Source organism: Micromonospora sp. M51 (genome assembly GCF_018070305.1).
Classification (GTDB): Bacteria; Actinomycetota; Actinomycetes; order Mycobacteriales; family Micromonosporaceae; genus Micromonospora; species Micromonospora parva.
This window is the reverse complement of the sequence record NZ_JAGPXZ010001272.1, coordinates 1-958: the sequence shown is the minus strand read 5'-3', so window position 1 is coordinate 958 and position 958 is coordinate 1. Positions and strand designations below refer to the sequence as shown.

Genomic DNA, 958 nt, shown 5'->3' with positions numbered 1-958 from the left:
CAGCGCCTCACCGGCGGCCAGCACTCCGTCGCGCAGCCCGTCCACCCGGGCGTCCATCCCCCGCGCCTGCCGCAGCGCGGCGACCGCCGCCGGCTCGTCGCGGTCGTCCAGCGCGTCGGCGATCCCGTCCAGCAACCCGGCCAGCTCGTCGAAGGTCCGCCGCACCTCGGCGACCAGCGGGGCGAGCGGGTGCCGGGCGTCGACCAGCAGGCTGGCCGCGAGCGCGACGACGCCGCCGACCAGCGCGTCGACGAAACGGAACGGCACCAACGACCCGTCCGGCGGCGCGACCACCACCAGGTCGGCCTGCTTACCGAGCCGGACGTGCGGCACCTCGTGGACGTCGGTCCAGACGTCGTCGGCGACGGGTTGACCGGAGAGCGCGGCCCAGGTCGGCGCTCCCACGAACCGGAGCGCCGACGCGGTGGGCACGACCCGAACCCGGTGACCGGATTCGGTGAAGAGTCGCAGCAGCTCGCACGCCTTGTAGGCGGCGATGCCGCCACCGACCCCGAGGACGATCGAGGCGGACATCGGCCAGCGGGGGCTTACGGCTGGTCGGTCGGCTCGGCGGTGAGCAGGCCCGAGTTGATCTCGCGCATGGCGATCGAGAGGGGCTTCTCCTGCGGGGTGGTCTCGACGAGCGGACCGACGTACTCCAGCAGACCCTCACCGAGCTGGCTGTAGTAGGCGTTGACCTGGCGCGCGCGCTTGGCGGCGAAGATGACCAGCGCGTACTTCGACGTCGTCTTCTCGAGGAGCTCGTCGATCGGCGGGTTGGTGATGCCTTCGGGGTTGGCGATGGATCCCACGAATTAACCTCTGCGTCTTTCGAGCCGCGCGGACGCGGTGCTGAGTCTCAACGGTGGCCGGCCGTCAGCCACGCACGCGCGACCAGGCCGGATCCGGATAAGAAGAACCGAGTAAGCCTACCAGCTCTTCAACCACCCGTTCGGTG

General features: G+C 71.0%; 2 protein-coding genes. Both read right to left on the bottom strand.

From position 1 onward, the window contains the following. On the bottom strand, positions 1–534 hold a 534-nt coding region (locus KBX53_RS34230), incomplete at its 3' end, for a flavoprotein (RefSeq protein WP_305798009.1). Between the two features lie 14 nt (positions 535–548). Continuing rightward, the gene (rpoZ, locus tag KBX53_RS34225) at positions 549–812 is read right to left on the bottom strand and encodes a DNA-directed RNA polymerase subunit omega (protein ID WP_030335666.1); all 264 of its coding nucleotides are present in this window, start codon (positions 810–812) and stop codon (positions 549–551) included. Between the last annotated feature and the right edge of the window lie 146 nt (positions 813–958).